The sequence below is a fragment of the Patiriisocius sp. Uisw_017 genome (genome assembly GCF_047731265.1).
Lineage (GTDB): Bacteria > Bacteroidota > Bacteroidia > Flavobacteriales > Flavobacteriaceae > Patiriisocius.
The window spans coordinates 2,829,207-2,845,630 of record NZ_CP159835.1 but is presented as its reverse complement, the minus strand read 5'-3'; the positions used below and the strand labels follow the sequence as shown (position 1 = coordinate 2,845,630).

Here is a 16,424-nt window from a genome sequence, read left to right as displayed (position 1 = left end):
TCTATTCCGTCTTATTAGAAAGTCCATCAAACTTCTCTTTCATCGTAGGATTTCCATGGGTTAACTTCTTAATCGTGAGTCCTTCCGCTTTGCTGTTCGCCAATCGCAAATTGTTTACCGATGCCAAAAGTGCATCTTTTGTTTTTTGAAGATGTGTCATCGTTTTATCGATCTCCTCAATGGCTGTTTTAAACTGGCGGCTTGCCAAATCATAATTTTTTGCAAAGCCCGTTTTAAAAATTTCTATTTTATCTTCAAAATTAGTAATGTCTACATTTTGATTTCTCATTAAATTTAACTCTGCTTTGTATTGCATAGAATTGAGCGCTGCATTGCGAAGAAGGGTAATTATAGGAATGAAAAATTGCGGTCGCACCACATACATTTTGTTGAATTTGTAGGATACATCGACTATGCCGGTGTTATAGAAATCACTTTCTGACTCCAATAGCGACACAAGCACGCCATATTCACATTTCTTTTCTGTACGGTCTTTGTCTAGTTTTGCAAAAAAATCTTCATTCCGTTTTTTTGTAGCCGTCTCCTCGTTCTCATTTTTCATTTCGAACATAATGGAGATGATTTCATTGCCTGCTTCGTCTGTTTCTCGATAAATAAAATCTCCTTTGTTCCCTCCTCTTGAATCGTTGTCTTTTTCAAAATAGGCGTTTTGAAAGCCCGTTGCTCGAAGTTTATTAAACTCGGCTTCACAATGTTGCTCCAAGGTTTCACCCACCATTTTTGTAGACAGCTTTTGCTTAAAGTCTTTTAAGCGTGCAATCTCATCATCTTTCATTTTGATGGTTTCTTCCTTTAGGTGGAGCTTGTCTGTAAATTTTTCATTTAAAGATTTTTCAAGCAACAACTTTTCGGTTTCGTTACTTTTTAAATCATTGGCAAGGCGATCCCGTTCTTTTTCGATTTCCTTAATCGCTTCAGATACGTTTAGTTTTTGCGCTATTGCTGCATTTTGAATCTTTGACTTCATTTCAGAGATCTCCACTTCTTTCTTTGCTAATTTTGATGCAAGCTCTTGATCACTGGTCGCTTTTAATACCGTTAGCTCATTGTCCTTAGTTGCAAGTTGTGCCTGTAATGAATTTCTTATGGTAGCTTCTGCAAGCTTCACTGCGCTGTCTTTTTCCTTGTCTGCAAGCGTTAATCGATTGTTTAGTTCCTCTTCAAATTGGTGGTCGCGAACTTGCTTGAGTATATCAGCAAATCCAGCCTCATCCACTTTAAAGGCTTTCTTGCAATTCGGACAAATAATTTCGTTCATTATATATTTTTTTAAGGTACTCTAGTGTGTAAATAAACGCCAAGTTTTCAGATTATACACGGGCCTAATTTTTAAACTTTTCTAGTTGCTGTTTTTTATCAATAAGCCCAACGAAGAACTACTGCCACCTAAATTTAAAATATAATGTAGGCTAGTGAATTTAAAAAATTGGCGGTCTTGGCTATTATACAAAAACCCTTGTTAAAGCTTACAACACTTATGTTTTAGTTATATTGTGAGGCAGCACTATTTTATTTCAATTACTCTTTCCTCAATATTAGTTGCTTCCTCAGCTGTTATTTCTTTTGTCTCAATACTGTATAATATCCATCCAGTTTCTCCGTGAATTATTGATGTGGTAGTTGTCTCATTTGTCAATGAAGGAAACTCATTTCTCGGCGGAATTTTATCTCCGAATGTTCCTAGCATTTGTAACTGTTTATAAGTAGCATCTGTTAATTGTTTTGAATCTATAACTTGATTGGATCTGAATATTGAATTTCCATCAATCTCATTTATCTCGTCTAAACTGAAACGAACGGCTGTTTCAAAGGGTTCTCCTCCAAAGTTGTTTGCAGCTTCTAAGATCCCCTCTAATTCCTCTCCAAGATTGTATTTTACGCCATGGAATTGATAAAATTGTAAGGCATCTTTAATTGCATTTGCCTCAATTGATTGCTTTGTTGTGTATATACGCATCACCTTGGCAATTATTCCTTTATAATTTGGAACATCTTTCAACTCATCTTGAAGCTTTTCAGTAACCATTGCTAGATAATCTCTGACTTCTTCCCAATTGACAATTTCTATAAATGCACCATATTCATCTGTTTTTATTTTAACAGAAAGGGCATTGAGCTTTTATCGCATACTTCCCATTATTTGATTTTCTGTATGTTAACTACGATCAACCAAATTCCAATAATTGCACCAGGAATTTCTATCAAAGGTTTCTCAAGTGCTAATATGACTCCGCTTATTATTGTTATTATTCCAAATCCAATCCCTAATATTTTAGAACCATTGCCCGTATTTTCGATATTATTCAATATTAAAAGTTGAATTTACTTTTTTTTATTGACCTTTTATCTTTTGTTGATTTTTTTTGCTAGCAAATAACATGACGTGTATGGTTATTTGCTTGATCAAGTAACTAAATTAGTAAAAGAAAACGAACCAGAGGGAAATTAGAAGGGATTTCCAAATAAGCAACTACCAAAATCATAATTGATATGCCGTGCTAGGCACTGCTATTTTAATTTTTCTTTGAACCAATCATAATGGTCTTTGAAATATGAATCACTTATTTTCTTAAATTCTATTTTATTACGGTTTGAAAAATCGTAAATATTTGGAATAGGTGGTGTTTCTATTGCAGCCGTTTGCTCAAAATTAATAAAGGAAATATAATATGAAAGAATTTCTTTTTTAATTCTCTTTTTTAACATGATTTTGTCTTTATTTAAGAGTTTTGCTTCGTCGATTTCTTCTATCATTTCTTTTAGATAATCGTACCTGAATTTATTGTTTAAACCAATTGTATATTCAGATAGAAATGCAACTATTGGGTAGTAACTCCGTTCTTTTATATATGCTGTTTTAAATTCAATCCCTGCGTCATAGTCTGTTATGTCTTTTAGGTAATCCGTATTTTTAGTCAAAGCCATAAGTTGATCGGAAATTAGATTTGGGTAATTTATCCCATTATACTCCTTTCCTTTTGTATTGATAAGTATGGTATCAATCTTTTCTTTTTCTAATTCGTTTATAGTTCTATTAATTTCTCTTTCGTAGTACGGCCTTAAGTGTTGACTTAGAATGGTTTTATTTTGTTTAAAAGCTAAAAACAAAGCTAAAAACAAAGCCAAAGAATATATCATAAAAGAAACAACACCAATTATGGCCGTAGTTATATTATTAAATATAGATGAGTCAAATAAAAGGTTTAATCTATTCCAATAAAATATACCCGTAAAAATGTCAATCAATAAAAGAGTTGCGATTATTAAAAATAAACCAATAAGTATTTTTGAGTATTTCATTTATCAATTGAAGTATTATGTTTCCCTTTTGCCAAACCTAAGGACAAGCGCCAATTGGCGTTTACATCCATTGTATCATTGCAAGTCTAAAAGCGTTGTGATGTTTTTTAAAACTGTTTTATGCCGCCCAGGGACCAGCAGCTTTATAATGTATAAAAATACTTGTTATGCTGTTTGTTTTGTTACGGTTTTCCGTATTCACTTTAATTATTTTCTAGGGAATGGTAAAAAGAACCAATTTATGCACTAAGTATTCCCCCAGCCTGTCCAAAATGCCCTTTATTTTAACGCTTAGGGTATTGGCAGTGTACCTGCGTTTGGTGGGTGTTTCTTGGATGTTGGATCATAAAAGACGTTCTTTATTTGTAAATATAGGCGCAATGGAGTTTAATGTCAATAGGGGAAAATACCTGATTTTCGCTTGCTTTTATTTTAATTTTAAAGCGGCTAGTGCGTAGGTTATAGAAACCATTACACTTTGTATCTAGTAGTTTTGAGAAATAATTGCTGCTTGGAGAAATTACATTGGGAGTATTAATTGTGGCTAATTGGGTGACCTATTCCCAAGAAAAATTATGGCCTTTTGAAAAAGTACAGCATCGTTTCAATGGGTGTAAAAAGCGATTGGAAAGATGGATTGCGAACCGCCGTATGCGTTCCTGAGTGCTATTTCTATTAGCAATAGCGGTAAAAGGACCAAGTTGCTTGCGTATAGCCTGTCCCTTATTTATTAGGGGATACAATGGAGTGAGAAGCGCACTCCATCAATTATTGATGAAGCCTTCTACTTGATTGTGTTTTCGTTTCATTCTGTTAATTTTTGAAGTAATTCATTAATCAATTGTTCTGCGATTGGTTCATTACTAAGTTTCAATTCTTCAATCATTCGTTTAATCGTTTCTCGAGAATCTTTTTCTTTAGGTATTGGCTGGAAACTTTCTTCATTAGCTAATGAAAAAAACAATTTATCGGACCATTTATTTCTCTCAAAATCAATAACTAAATGAACTCGATCTACTGCACCTGAATTCTTAACACTATGTACATAGTTTACGTTCGTATACCAGCATTCTCCGGCGAACATTCTTAATTTAGTGCCATCTAGAATAAATTGGACATCAGCATTTGTTATAATTGGTATGTGCAAACGAAAATTCCCGTTTTCATATCCTAATTCATGATCTCTGTGTGGTTTAATTTCAGCACCAACACCTAGTCGTAAAATACGAGCGGTCAGTATGGGAAACTTAAAAGATTCAATAACTTCTTTAAAATAGTGACATTTTTTAAGTATTAATGTTTCCAATATCGTTGAACTAGCAGTTGAAAGCGCAAAAATATTAGATTCATTTCCGCCATCAGCATAAAGTGAAATTACCTTCCAATCGCCATTATATCCAGTAGTGTTAAAATGTGAAGTCCATTTTTCTTCAAAAATTAATGATAAATCTTGGAGAAGCTTTTCTGTATCAAACTGAAAAGGGAGCTTTAAATATTTAGTCCTGTTTTGCATTATCAATTTTAAAATATTTAGGTGTTTTTTTAATGAAATACAACTTGATTGTAAAAGGTTAGTTACGTCTTTAAAACACTAAATTTAGCAAATAAAACACGAACCAAGAAAGTCCATTTGGACTTTCGTAAGTATTGGATTTACCAGCAATTAATTTTATACCGTATAACCACAGGTGTTTATTTTTCACTTCCAAACCATTCCAAAATTTGGTAAAAATACTTCTGAATCGATTTGTCTAAAAATTGTCGGTAATCGGTCTTTTCATTTTACTGCTTTGATAACCAAAGCATAGAATATGCAATTACTTGTTTGGTAAATAACCAATCCAATATTATTTTCACTAACTGCAACCGTATTTTCTAAATCGGTGATTTTTAGCTTCACCTTAATCAAATAATTTAATTATTGGTATAATAGTAACATCCGCATTAGTTCCGTTTAGATAGCCCAAATATTTTGTCAATTTCAGAAACCCTTAAAATGAAAAAAATAGCCATATTATTTAGATAATAACAGCCTTCTAAAAGTGGCAAATCTTCTGTTTTCTCAATAGAAATATTTTCTCCTTTTACACGAAGTATTTTATCACCATCTTCTCAAGTTTTATAATTCCATTAATGCAGCTTATTTTAAGTATGTCTTTTGGATGTTGATCTAATTTATATTGAAGACTATCAAATAAGCAAGATACTTGTAACAGCTATAGTTTTAGTCATTAAGTTTTCTAAACGCTTCCATATTCTACTCAAAGCTTCAGGAGTAATGCCTAAATAAGATAGAATCATCTATTGAGGTATAGATTGTATCACTTTTGGTCTGTCTTTAATCAAATTAGTATAAGGCTCTTCTGGAGTATTCAAAATAAAAGAAGCCGTAATATTGCATGCTTTTATATACATGTTTTCGACTAGTAATTTTCCAAAATAAACAAAATTTGGAATGGCTTTGTACATAAGGTCAACATCCTTTTTTTCAAAAACAATAACCGTACTATCTTCAGTAGCCTGTAAATAAGTCAAAGACTTTTTCTCGGTTAAAAAACTTACATAATCTGCACAAAACTCACCTTCCAAGAAAAATTGTTTGCTGTATTCTTGACCATCAACCGAATAAAAACCTCTAAACCCTCATTTATTTATAAAGGCAACAAAATCGCATACCTTTCCTTGTATTAAAATAAATTCATTTTTCGAAAAATGTTTTACTATTGTCAACTCTTCAATCAGAAGAATATTCTTTTCTTCTAAGTCTATAAATTGTTTGAAAAATGAAATAACCTATTCCCGCATTAGTTTTAAAGTTTTTAAAATTGATAACGATAACCAAAATCAAGGAAAAATACAGCTTGATTTATTTGTTCAACATTGGTAATTCTATTGTATTTCCTTACAAAAATATTATCTCTGTTGGTGATATTCTGTAAGTCTATAAAATTTGTGAGCCGTTTTATTATTGTTGCTATTTAATGTGCATCCCAATTTTTAAATCTAGTCTCATAGAGTCATCATATTGTTTGCTAAATGGTATTCTGATGATGCTAACCCCCGTTCCTGCCATGTTGACCTCCATTAGATTTTGGTCTCATAAAGATATATTTTATAAAACTACAGTTTTTTTCTTTGACTTTTCCCTTTGAGTTTTATCCAGTGCGATGTATGCGTGGTTTTAATGTTTCTATTTTATTTGTAATAATGGCCACCCCTAATCTTATCTTGGTTGGGCATATCGATCTCTGGTTCGATGTTCCCATCTAGAGAGTCCAATCCGTTTTTAAGGACGCGTTCGATGATATTATAATTATATGCCCCATAACACAAAGCTCTGTTACAGGCATTGTCCAATCTGGTATTGACTACTTTTTTGGTCAGGTGAAATACCCTTAGACACGATTTATAGGATTGTTTGGGACCTTCATTTCAATTATTAATCTGCAACGCAATTAAAATCCCAATAACAACAAGTGCAGTTTCACCAATGGCATATTTAAAGTACTTGCCTGTCTTGTTTTTCTCCATAAGGTCGTAGCGGATTTTTCTAAAGAATTTTATCAATTGTTAGCGGTTGGTCATAATGAAGCACAACCATTGGCTATGGTTGGTAAGGGAATTAAAAGTAATGAACTTTCGATTACGTACTCTGCAAAATTTTTTCTTTTGTTATATCTTTTTTATTTGTAAAGCCAAATCAAAAATATTTGGCGGACTTGGTTTAAAGCGCTAAACTTTGAGTTAACCGTCAAAACCTGTATTAATAATGGCCATTGCTGTAAGCAGTTATTTTAATCCAAAATGATTGATAGGACCATTTCCTTTGCCTAAAATTTTATTTTCTCCTTGCCTTATGGCTATATTTATATAATGACATCCTTTTTTTACTGCATCTTCTAAAGTATGTCCTAAACTCAAAAAAGCAGCGATACTTGATGATAAGCTACAGCCTGTTCCATGTGTGTTTTTAGTATTTACCCAAGTGTTTTTTATTGTTATTATCTCATCCTTTTCCTGTAGGTATAGTGTGTCTGTAATTTCGTTTTCGTGGGAATCTAAATGTCCTCCTTTTAACAAAACAGATGTATGGTATAGTCGCCCAATTTCTCTTGCTGAATTTTCCAGATTATTTAATTCAATAGTATGACCAATTAATATTTCGGCTTCAGGAATATTGGGCGTAATTAAACTGGCTCTCGGGAGGAATGCTTTTAAAGAAGAGACGGCATCATTAACAATAAGCTTATCTCCAGAAGTAGCAACCATTACTGGGTCGAGTATAATATTTTTAAAATTGTAAGGGTTTAATTTTTTACTAACCGCATCAATTACTTCAGAAGAATGCAACATTCCTATTTTTATTGCGCCAAAATCTATGTCACTTAATACAGCATCCAATTGTTTTTCTATATGCGAAACAGGTATGGGATGTATATCCAATATTCCTTGTGTGTTTTGAGCCGTAATAGTGGTAATAACAGAAGCAGCATAAGCACCACAGGCACTAATACTTTTTATATCTGCTTGAATTCCTGCACAACCACCAGAATCACTTCCAGCAATGGTTAATACGGCACGATATGGGGTTTTTAAATTTTCCATGCTTCCTTGTTGTATGCACTATCCCAAAACATCCATTCCAGTTTTGATGATTTTATAAAAGCTAAATCCATTTTGTTCAATACCTCCTCAGGCGCTTTTTCAGCATACCTATTGGTAATTTCTATTGCATTGAGTACCGCATTTGCAAAGTCTTCACTTGCATAGGTCTGTATCCAGTTTTGGTAAGGGTTATTGTCTTTGTTAGTTTGATTGGCTAATATGTAATCTCCTATTTCTTTGTAGATGGTAAAACAAGGGAGTATCACAGCCAATCCTTCTTCTATACTATGATTGTTTGCAATACGAGACATATAGCCGGTATAGAGCTCGCAACTAGGCGAAGGTTCTTTGTTGAAATATTCCTTATTGAGAAAAACTTGATGCAATTCATCTTCAACAAGGATAATCCCTGTAGCAGCATCCAGAAAAAATTGAGTATCGTTTGCTGCTGCGCATTTAATACTTAATTGAGCCAGTGTTTTCTTGTATTCTGATAGGTACAAAGAGTCTTGATTGACATAGAACTGAAATATTTCCTTAGAGAGTGTTCCATCCATTAACTCAATTATAAAAGGATGTTCTTTTATTTTTTCAAGTATCGAGTCTGTTTTTATTGTTACGGTATTAAACCAGTTTGACATATTATTTCTTTTAAATTTTTAGTTTCTTCTTCAGGGTATTCAGCCTTAGAAATAGCAGATATTACTGCAACTCCATTGGCGCCATTTTTTATAATATCTGCAACATTCTTCTTCTGTATTCCTCCAATACAAACAATAGGTTTTGAAAATAATGGCCTGATCATTTTAAGTCCTTCAATACCTAGAGAAGGGGCTAAATCTGATTTTTTAGTAGATGTATTAAAAATGGGAGAGATACCGATATAATCTACTTTCAAGTTCTCGGCCCCAATTGCTTGTTCCGTATTACTTATCGATAGCCCTATTATTTTGGTAGCACCTAATAACGCTCTGGCTTTGCTATAAGGCATGTCTGTTTGTCCAATGTGCACACCTGCTGCATCTACCGCTAGGGCAATATCTATGCGGTCATTAATAATTAACGGAACACCATAAGCACGGCAAAGGTATTTAGTTTTTAATGCACGGTTGTAAAAAGAAAGCGTGTTGCAAGATTTTTCTCTGAGTTGAATAATAGACGTACCCCCTTTTAGGGCATCTTCCAGAATCTTAAAAAATGCCGTATCGTCTGTGATACTATCGTCCGTCACATACATCAAAGCGTAATCTACCTTATACATTTAGTTTTATTTTATCCTTAATGATATCGCCAGTTAACAAATACAAGCTATCTAGAAAATTAACTTGGAAACTCCCAGGACCTTTTGATAATTCGGCAGCCATATCTCCAGCTATTCCCATAATTGCCATAGCAGTTGTGCAAGCCAAATGAATGTCAGATTCAATCGCAATACAAGCGCCAATAATAGCCGTTGCAGAGCATCCCATTCCTGTTACTTTTGGCATTAAAACACTCCCATTCGTGATTGTGCTCATCTTATCTCCAGTAATAATGTAATCTACTGCACCACTTACCACAACCGTATTGTTTAGTTTCTTTGATAATTCGATAGCTCCCGAAACAGCATCTTCTGCTTGCATGGTGCTATCCACACCTTTTGAACTGCTTGCGTGCTGTGCCAAAACCATAATTTCTGAAGCATTGCCTCTGATTACATTTGGAGTAGCTGTTTCTATAATTTTTAGAGCAGTTTGTGTTCTGTATTTTGATGCGCCTACGCCTACAGGATCAAAAACAAAAGGAATATTTATCTCTTTTGCTTTCTTTGCGGCAAGGAGCATACTCTCTACCCATTTTTCACTCAATGTTCCCATGTTAATTACCAAAGAAGAGGAAATGCCAACAATGTCTTCAGTCTCTTCTGTGGCATGCGCCATAACAGGCGAAGCGCCTATAGCTAACAAAGCATTTGCTGTAGAATTCATTACAACATAATTGGTAATGTTATGTACAAGTGGGCTTTTAATTCTAATATTATTTAATGTTTTCTCTATATCGTTCATTTTTCTTGTAAATGGTTACAACGGGATGTGTATGGTTCGTTACATAGTTAAGCAACTAAATTAATAAATAAAAACAGAATAGAGAAAATTTAAAAGGACCAGAGCGCAGTGAACTGCCGAAGCAATTTTCTAGATAAGTACTTGACAAATTAATTATACCTGGTGTTACCAACTGGTCTTTTTTACATATTTTCTATCATTATATATTTTATCAGTTCATTACTGGAAATGTCATTTTAAATCATAGCGCTATCAGTTAGTGAATCACTTTATAAATGGTGAAATTGATTTAATTTTAATTTTCCACCTCTTTTAGGTGTAACAATTATAATACCATAAGGAGCTTTGTATTTCTTCATAGCTTGCTCATTATTTCTTGAATTGCATCTTCAGCTTTTGCATCGCTTCCTAAAATGCTCACAACCATAGGGAAAAAGCGTTCTGATAATGAAAATACTATATGTTTAAAATCTATCTTATTCACTCTATTGATACAACGATAAAATGAGTGTACTTATAACAAGGGAGATTGATTTATTTTAGAATCGATATAGAAAGGTTTGTAACCAACATTCTAAAACACTTGTTTTCTTAATGATGGCTAAATGAGAAATAATTATAATAAGTGCAAAATAAACAAGTGATTTCGTCAAACTCAAATGTAAATAGAGGAAAGTTTTTACGACTTGTTAGTAATGTCTCGTATATGAAAAGTAAGGCGTTTTAATGCACTCCCTTTTCCGTTTAAAAATGATTTTAGATTTCTGTTTACACCTTCGTATTAGCAATTAATCTGTTATTTTTTATATATTATGTTGGCAAATGTTTTTACTTATGTTAATTGGTTTTTTTATAGTATTTATCTAAAACCATCAAAGAAATTAAGTCTTCTAAATGTTTATTTTGAAATTGTGCTACGAAGTCGTTGGAATTTTTGATGATATTATCAGCCTTATCTGGATTATTGATATAGTACGCTAGCTTACTCTCCAAATCAGAATAATCATCCTTTATTAAAACATAGTGATAATCTGGGATTAGAAGTCCTTCCATAAACCAAGTTTCAAATTTCGGTTTGGTCATTATAGCCAATGAATTGCAAGACATCACCCACTTTAGATTGGTAGCGACATCATTTCCTTCCAAACAGAGGATGAATTTATATTCTAAATGCTCATCAATAGTCATTCTATTAACCTTCCATTTAGGATTAAGAAGATTATCATTCACTTTACCAATGTCACACATTGGATGACCATAATATTTTTCTAAAAATTGAATTCTATTAAGTTGAGTGGAATGTACTTTTCCTCGACCAACCAACATGTTTTTTTTTTGAGAGAATGATTTTTTATCATTTTTTACGTGTACGAAATGTCTTAATTTATTCCATTTCAAGACTACTGAATAGGCATTGTCATCGGAAATAGGTCTGCTTTTAACTAATCCAGGTTCTTTTGGGATATGTGTAATATCTCCAAATAAATAATGTCCTTTTAAATTTTGATTAAAAAATCTATTGTATTCATACAAATCAAAAAAATAAGTTTTAAAGCCTTTTTTAATTGTTAAATCAGACGATTTTAGTGCTCCAGAAGTTAATTCAACTTTTTTTTTAAGTTTGTTATAGTAATTCACTCTAGACATTACTTTTTGAATCTCATCATCATTTAGTGAATTTATTGATTTTAGTTTAGTTAATAACTTTGCTTGATAATATTTTGACGAGATTAATTGCCGTAAATAACTAACAGCATAGTAAAGTATTTTGTTGTTTTTATGCTTATAAGATAATCTTTTAACTTCCATATTAATAAATATATTTTTAGTGTTTTAGTTCTATTCATCATATGTTTGCCAACATATGGATAAACGCCATATGGCATTTATCCCCATTATACCATCACAAACCTATTAGTCTTGTGATGTTTTTTTTTAAAATTATTTTTTTGCCAGACTTGACGGCAGCATTTTAATTTTTAAAAATACTATTTATTCTATTTTTTTGTTGCGATTTTCCGTGTTCAATATAATTATTTTCCAGGCGATGGTGAAAAAACCAATCTATGCCCTAAGCACTAGCCCCAGCCTATCTAAAACGGCCTTTATTTTACCGCTCAGGGTATTGGCGGTGTTCCAGCCTTTGGTTTGTGTTTCTTGGATAATGGATCATAAAAAGCGTTCTGTATTCAAAAATATAGGCACATTGTAGTTTAATGTCAATACGGGAAACTACCTGATTTTGGTTTGTTTTTATGTATTGTCTTTTAGCTTGCTATTTTTCGCATAACCCATTCTAAGGGTCCGTATTTTTTATATTTTCTCCAAATAACTGCAAATACAATACACAGCAAACTAAACACCAATGCATAAATCACTGAAAACTCAATAGAATAACTTTCTGTTCTATAAGGGTTTATGAGGTCAATAATGCCCATTCCAATAATAACGTGTGCTACATAGAAGGTCAATGCTAATTGTCCTGTTTTATTTAAAGCATCAATTATAAAACTATTTTCAAACTTCCTGCCAATTAGGATACAACCTGAAATTAGTGCAAAGGCAATGGCAATACCATTAAACATATAAATGGGTAAAGGTGGCATTGGTTTGGTTCCCAAAATCTCAGTTAGTTCCAAAACAGCCTCTTGGTTTCCTTCTGATAGAATTGAAATAGACAGATAGGACACAACTTGAATAGAAATAAAAATGATGGTACTCATCCAAAATATTTTTTTCACGAATTTGTCATTGTATAAATCCTGTTTGCCGAACCAATAACCAAAGAGCATAAAAGCAGTCCAAGGAAATACTGGATGGAAACCATTAAAGAAAAGGTTTCTTATAAAGCCCTTAAACGTCCAAAAATCTTGATAATCTAAGGTATCAAAATGCCAACCTGTCTCATAATTTAAAAATGTTAATATAATTGGATACACTAATATTATAGCGATCCCTGCGATTAGGATTGTATTTTCTTTTCGGGTTAAAAGCACCATTGTGATTGCCATATAAATTCCATAAAAATGGAGAATATCTGCTGACCAAATTGCGATATAGGAAATTCCAAGAATAAAGAGAAACAACGCTCTTTTAGCAATTCTGATTCGGGCAACTTTTATTTTCGCCTTATCTCTATGGTTAATTGCCGAGTTTGTCATTAAAGCAAGTCCAACTCCCGCTAATACGACAAATGTTGCTGCCGCTTTCCCATCAAAAATGCTAGCTACATATTCCACCCAGGGTAGGCCATTTTCGCCAAATACCACTTTGAAATTGACGATTATCATTCCGATAACTGCCAATGCTCTTGCTACATCTATTCCTATTATTCTTTGCTTCATTACGTATTTTTAGTTTACAAATTGTTACTCTATTATCCCACGTTATTTGATTCTTCCTTGAAGTAATCTGGTCTCCAAGATAAATTTCCGAAGATTATCTTAAATCGATCTTTCCAAGATTGGCACTCTTTTAGATCTTTTACAATGGTTTTAAATTCTATAAAATTAATTAACAGTGAGCTGTTGGTGTTTATATCTTTGGTTAATCCATAAACAACTTGTTCCTCTTCCTTTTGATAGGTGCCAAATAAACGATCCCAAATAATTAAAAAACCTCCATAATTCTTATCCAAATATTTTTTATTGGATCCGTGATTTACACGACGTACTAATGGTGTATTAAAAATTTTATCTAGCCATCCCAGTTTTCCAATACGATCTGTATGTATCCACGATTGAAATTGCGCGACTAGGATAAGTCCTGCTATAGCTTGAAAAGAACTAAAACCTATGAGTATCATTGGAATTAAAAAACCCATTCTATCAAGGCTTCCAAAATACTCAGTCGAAATGAAATACTCAAATTATAATCTTTTGAAGAATGATGAACACTATGCAAAGCCCATAAAATTCCTTGTTCGTGCTCTATTCTATGCATCCAATAATAGATCAGGTCTGCAACAAAAAATGCAAATACCCAAGTCAATAGATTTATCGGTATAGAAAGTGGCGTAATCTAATGAAAATGCATTAAACATATAACGCCAATAGAACCGACTACCGCTTTCTCTAGAAGCTGATTGATTATAAAAATTAAAAAATTAGCACCTGTATCTTTCCATCTTCTTTTTTTTGAAGTGATTAAATCTGTCAATGTCTCAATCAAAATTAAGCTAATATTGAAAATAAAAAATAGCCAATGAAATTCATTATTTGAGACCCTTCAAACATCGATATTAATCGCGTAAAACTTATATTATGGCTTTTTAAATTTTAGTTGTGTAATTATGGTTTATGGGTTCTGTGATAAAGTTCAATTAAAAATTAATTCCCAATTCCAATGCAAACCCATAATTTCTATTTATTACTTTAGATGTTTGCCATTGTTGAAAGAAACCGGCACCTATTACGACTCCAAAATCTTTCCAGGGGATTATTTTCACTCCTTGGTTAGCACGAAGACCTATTAAAAAATTATTTGATTTTTTGTTTTCTAAATCTCTTAACACTTCCATTCCTATAGGTACATTTAGACCAAGATCCGCATAGATACCAGGTATTATTTTGATAAAGCCATTGAATCCGAAACCTAAGGCATACGAATCGACAGAATTATACCCACGCTCTTTTACTGCATCTGATTTAGCGCTAGATTGACCATAGCCTATTACAAAAGGAATAATGAAGTCTTTTTCGTGATCTGAAAATCCAGTATATGAAACGTTCCAACCCTCATTATGTCTATCTGTCATTCTTTTGAATGTTAGCATATTGAACCACTTGCCCAAAGGAACATAGGTTTCAATAGCAGATGCTTCCTGAGTAGAACCTTCAGTATCTGGCATACCATCTTTTATCAAACTATTGGTTGTATTTGCCTTTTGTGTATTAATGAAGCTCCATAAGCAATATTCCAATGCTGCTCGGATTCTTTGTTCGTGGGTTTCGTAGATTTCTGTTACATTAGAAACTGGAAAAACCTGATCTTCAAAATGAGCTACTTTATGAAGTTCTTCTCCGTTTTCTGCATAGAAATAGAGTTCGACATATACCCTTGCAGTTCTCTTATCAATACTTGTTTGTGCTTCTTCAATTGTTAATTTGTTAATCCCTAAAGTTACGGGAACCTGGTCATCTGTTTTAGGCAGAGCAGCATGCATAAAGTGCTTGATTGTTGTTGTAATGTCATTCTCAAAACGCAGGGTTTCTTTATTATTAAAATCATCTTCTATAACTCCAAGATGAAGCACTTGACGATTATCTATGATGCTGTCGATATAAAAATTCTGGTTCTTAATCTCGAATGAGACCTTTTTTAAATCTATAGTTTTCTGCGAAAAAGATGAACTACAAATAAAAAGAATAAATAAAATACTAATAAATGTTTTCATAGCTTATGGGTTTGATTTGGACTGTTATAATGTACTTCGATATTTCTAATTTCATTAATATCATACTTTAGTACTAAGGATTTCTTTGATATTGAAATGATATAGGCCTTTATAGTTTCACCATTTTTATCACTCATTAAGATATAAGCACCGTTATTATTTAGTATATAAGTTCCTGCTTCTTCTTTACCTTCTGATTTTGAAGTATAAGTCATGTCCTCTTTAAAAAAAATATAATCGTCTTTTTCCTTTTTCTTGGGTCCGTATTCTTGACCACCCATATCATAGTTGTCGAGGTGCCAAATATTTATTAAAGGCGTTGTTTTATCATCCTGAGCATATCCACTATTACCAATGATGATAGCCATAAACAAAAACAGTTTATAAGCAATATTGTGTCCTTTGATTCTTTCTTTAATTTTAAACATTTTAAGAATATTAAGTTAGTTTAAAAGAATTCCTCATTTAAAACTTGAGGAATTCTTTATATTATATTCAGTTTTAAAATCCGTAAGAGAGCGTAAATTGTAAGGAAGAATTTTTAATGTCACCACCTGACTTTGTCAAATTTCTTACCCCTAGGTTATAACGTACACCACCTTCCAGGTGTTCTGTTATACGGTAACTGGCTCCAAAGACAGCACCCAATTCAATCTCTCTGTAGTCGGTTTTATTGAGACTACCATCTTCTTTAATCATGAGATATCCAAATTGCGATCCTGCTTCAACACTAAACTTTTCTAAAAAATAAAATTTAGCAAGTAATGGTACATTAATATAGCCTAGATTTTCTTTTCCAGAGCCTACCTTAATATTCCGAGTTGAAAATAAAACTTCAGGACGAATAGAGAATCTTTCTGACACTTTAAATTCAGCAAAAACTCCGGCAACTACACCTATATTTACTTTCCCATCACCATTTTTTAATTTTGTAATATTCGTTCCTCCTTTAATACCAAATTCCATATTGGATTGAGCGTTGATTGTAATACTAGCCATTACTATAAGGGCTATTGTCATTATTATTTTTGTAATTGTAATCATTGTTCTTAAATTTT

General features: G+C 32.6%; 15 protein-coding genes and 1 pseudogene. All 16 read right to left on the bottom strand.

All coding sequences use genetic code 11. The annotated features are described in order from the left end of the window. Position 1 precedes the first annotated feature (1 nt). Positions 2-1,279 carry a DUF2130 domain-containing protein gene (locus ABXT67_RS12830; RefSeq protein ID WP_415374443.1) on the bottom strand — a complete coding sequence of 426 codons (1,278 nt, stop codon included), beginning with the start codon at positions 1,277-1,279 and terminating at the stop codon, positions 2-4. Positions 1,280-1,525: 246 nt separating this feature from the next. Further along, the gene (locus tag ABXT67_RS12825; RefSeq protein WP_415374442.1) at positions 1,526-2,047 is read right to left on the bottom strand and encodes a hypothetical protein; all 522 of its coding nucleotides are present in this window, start codon (positions 2,045-2,047) and stop codon (positions 1,526-1,528) included. A gap of 110 nt (positions 2,048-2,157) precedes the next feature. Further along, the gene (locus ABXT67_RS12820; RefSeq protein ID WP_415374441.1) at positions 2,158-2,328 is read right to left on the bottom strand and encodes a hypothetical protein; all 171 of its coding nucleotides are present in this window, start codon (positions 2,326-2,328) and stop codon (positions 2,158-2,160) included. A gap of 201 nt (positions 2,329-2,529) precedes the next feature. Further along, positions 2,530-3,321, bottom strand: coding sequence for a hypothetical protein (locus ABXT67_RS12815; RefSeq protein WP_415374440.1), 792 nt, complete (start codon positions 3,319-3,321; stop codon positions 2,530-2,532). A gap of 805 nt (positions 3,322-4,126) precedes the next feature. After that, positions 4,127-4,834: an aspartyl/asparaginyl beta-hydroxylase domain-containing protein gene (locus tag ABXT67_RS12810; protein ID WP_415374439.1), complete on the bottom strand. Its 708-nt coding sequence runs from the start codon at positions 4,832-4,834 to the stop codon at positions 4,127-4,129. Positions 4,835-5,622: 788 nt separating this feature from the next. After that, the gene (locus ABXT67_RS12805; RefSeq protein ID WP_415374438.1) at positions 5,623-5,910 is read right to left on the bottom strand and encodes a hypothetical protein; all 288 of its coding nucleotides are present in this window, start codon (positions 5,908-5,910) and stop codon (positions 5,623-5,625) included. 1,200 nt (positions 5,911-7,110) lie between these two features. Continuing rightward, positions 7,111-7,926 (bottom strand): bifunctional hydroxymethylpyrimidine kinase/phosphomethylpyrimidine kinase, encoded by an 816-nt coding sequence (gene thiD / locus ABXT67_RS12800; protein WP_415374437.1) that lies wholly within the window; start codon positions 7,924-7,926, stop codon positions 7,111-7,113. Next, positions 7,914-8,567, bottom strand: a complete 654-nt coding sequence (gene tenA / locus ABXT67_RS12795; RefSeq protein ID WP_415374436.1) for a thiaminase II — start codon at positions 8,565-8,567, stop codon at positions 7,914-7,916. Before tenA ends, thiD begins: the two co-directional genes overlap by 13 nt. Further along, positions 8,543-9,187, bottom strand: coding sequence for a thiamine phosphate synthase (thiE, locus tag ABXT67_RS12790; protein ID WP_415374435.1), 645 nt, complete (start codon positions 9,185-9,187; stop codon positions 8,543-8,545). The genes tenA and thiE overlap by 25 nt, the downstream gene beginning before the upstream one ends. Next, positions 9,180-9,971 (bottom strand): hydroxyethylthiazole kinase, encoded by a 792-nt coding sequence (thiM, locus tag ABXT67_RS12785; RefSeq protein WP_415374434.1) that lies wholly within the window; start codon positions 9,969-9,971, stop codon positions 9,180-9,182. The genes thiE and thiM overlap by 8 nt, the downstream gene beginning before the upstream one ends. Positions 9,972-10,808: 837 nt before the next feature. Continuing rightward, positions 10,809-11,780, bottom strand: coding sequence for a glycosyl transferase family 90 (locus ABXT67_RS12780; protein ID WP_415374433.1), 972 nt, complete (start codon positions 11,778-11,780; stop codon positions 10,809-10,811). Positions 11,781-12,238: 458 nt separating this feature from the next. Next, positions 12,239-13,315 carry a DUF418 domain-containing protein gene (locus ABXT67_RS12775; protein WP_415374432.1) on the bottom strand — a complete coding sequence of 359 codons (1,077 nt, stop codon included), beginning with the start codon at positions 13,313-13,315 and terminating at the stop codon, positions 12,239-12,241. A gap of 32 nt (positions 13,316-13,347) precedes the next feature. Then, positions 13,348-13,913, bottom strand: a pseudogene (locus ABXT67_RS12770) (sterol desaturase family protein). 379 nt (positions 13,914-14,292) lie between these two features. Beyond that, positions 14,293-15,366, bottom strand: coding sequence for a hypothetical protein (locus tag ABXT67_RS12765; protein ID WP_415374431.1), 1,074 nt, complete (start codon positions 15,364-15,366; stop codon positions 14,293-14,295). Beyond that, positions 15,363-15,794 (bottom strand): lipocalin family protein, encoded by a 432-nt coding sequence (locus ABXT67_RS12760; RefSeq protein WP_415374430.1) that lies wholly within the window; start codon positions 15,792-15,794, stop codon positions 15,363-15,365. The genes ABXT67_RS12765 and ABXT67_RS12760 overlap by 4 nt, the downstream gene beginning before the upstream one ends. 73 nt (positions 15,795-15,867) lie before the next feature. Next, positions 15,868-16,410 carry a porin family protein gene (locus ABXT67_RS12755; protein ID WP_415374429.1) on the bottom strand — a complete coding sequence of 181 codons (543 nt, stop codon included), beginning with the start codon at positions 16,408-16,410 and terminating at the stop codon, positions 15,868-15,870. Between the last annotated feature and the right edge of the window lie 14 nt (positions 16,411-16,424).

Coding starts and splice junctions, on each gene's coding strand:
- thiE (WP_415374435.1), bottom strand. CDS start 9,187: ATGTATAAGGTAGATTACGCTTTGATGTATGTGACGGACGATAGTATC.
- ABXT67_RS12760 (WP_415374430.1), bottom strand. CDS start 15,794: ATGTTTAAAATTAAAGAAAGAATCAAAGGACACAATATTGCTTATAAA.
- thiM (WP_415374434.1), bottom strand. CDS start 9,971: ATGAACGATATAGAGAAAACATTAAATAATATTAGAATTAAAAGCCCA.
- ABXT67_RS12755 (WP_415374429.1), bottom strand. CDS start 16,410: ATGATTACAATTACAAAAATAATAATGACAATAGCCCTTATAGTAATG.
- ABXT67_RS12765 (WP_415374431.1), bottom strand. CDS start 15,366: ATGAAAACATTTATTAGTATTTTATTTATTCTTTTTATTTGTAGTTCA.
- thiD (WP_415374437.1), bottom strand. CDS start 7,926: ATGGAAAATTTAAAAACCCCATATCGTGCCGTATTAACCATTGCTGGA.
- tenA (WP_415374436.1), bottom strand. CDS start 8,567: ATGTCAAACTGGTTTAATACCGTAACAATAAAAACAGACTCGATACTT.
- ABXT67_RS12815 (WP_415374440.1), bottom strand. CDS start 3,321: ATGAAATACTCAAAAATACTTATTGGTTTATTTTTAATAATCGCAACT.
- ABXT67_RS12775 (WP_415374432.1), bottom strand. CDS start 13,315: ATGAAGCAAAGAATAATAGGAATAGATGTAGCAAGAGCATTGGCAGTT.
- ABXT67_RS12810 (WP_415374439.1), bottom strand. CDS start 4,834: ATGCAAAACAGGACTAAATATTTAAAGCTCCCTTTTCAGTTTGATACA.
- ABXT67_RS12825 (WP_415374442.1), bottom strand. CDS start 2,047: ATGGTTACTGAAAAGCTTCAAGATGAGTTGAAAGATGTTCCAAATTAT.
- ABXT67_RS12830 (WP_415374443.1), bottom strand. CDS start 1,279: ATGAACGAAATTATTTGTCCGAATTGCAAGAAAGCCTTTAAAGTGGAT.
- ABXT67_RS12780 (WP_415374433.1), bottom strand. CDS start 11,780: ATGGAAGTTAAAAGATTATCTTATAAGCATAAAAACAACAAAATACTT.